Raw genomic sequence first — 471 nt, forward strand, 5'->3', positions numbered from 1 at the left:
GGCGCCAACGCCATCCTGGGCGTGTCGCTGGCGGTCGCCAAGGCGTCCGCCGAGGAAGCCGGCCTGCCGCTCTACCGCTACGTCGGCGGCGCCTTCGCCTCGCTGCTGCCGGTGCCGATGATGAACATCATCAACGGCGGCGCCCACGCCGACAACCCCATCGACATCCAGGAGTTCATGATCATGCCGGTGGGCGCCGAGACCGGCGCCGACGCCATCCGCATGGGCGCCGAGATCTTCCACGCGCTGAAGAAGAAGCTGAAGGACGCCGGCCACAACACCAACGTCGGCGACGAGGGCGGCTTCGCCCCCAACATCGGCTCGACCGACGAGGCGCTCGGCTTCGTGATGAAGGCCATCGAGGCCGCCGGCTACAAGCCGGGCGACGACGTGATGCTGGCCATCGACGCCGCCTCGACCGAGTTCTTCAAGAACGGCAAGTACGAGCTGGCCGGCGAGGGCAAGTCGCTG

1 protein-coding gene is annotated in these 471 nt (G+C 68.4%); it reads left to right on the forward strand.

Annotation, left to right across the window (positions count from 1 at the left end; translation table 11 throughout):
* Positions 1 to 471 (forward strand): phosphopyruvate hydratase family protein (locus EJ913_RS31315; RefSeq protein WP_483398298.1); only part of this gene is annotated, 471 nt, incomplete at both ends.

The sequence above is a fragment of the Azospirillum doebereinerae genome, from assembly GCF_003989665.1.
In the GTDB taxonomy this organism is placed as follows: Bacteria; Pseudomonadota; Alphaproteobacteria; order Azospirillales; family Azospirillaceae; genus Azospirillum; species Azospirillum doebereinerae.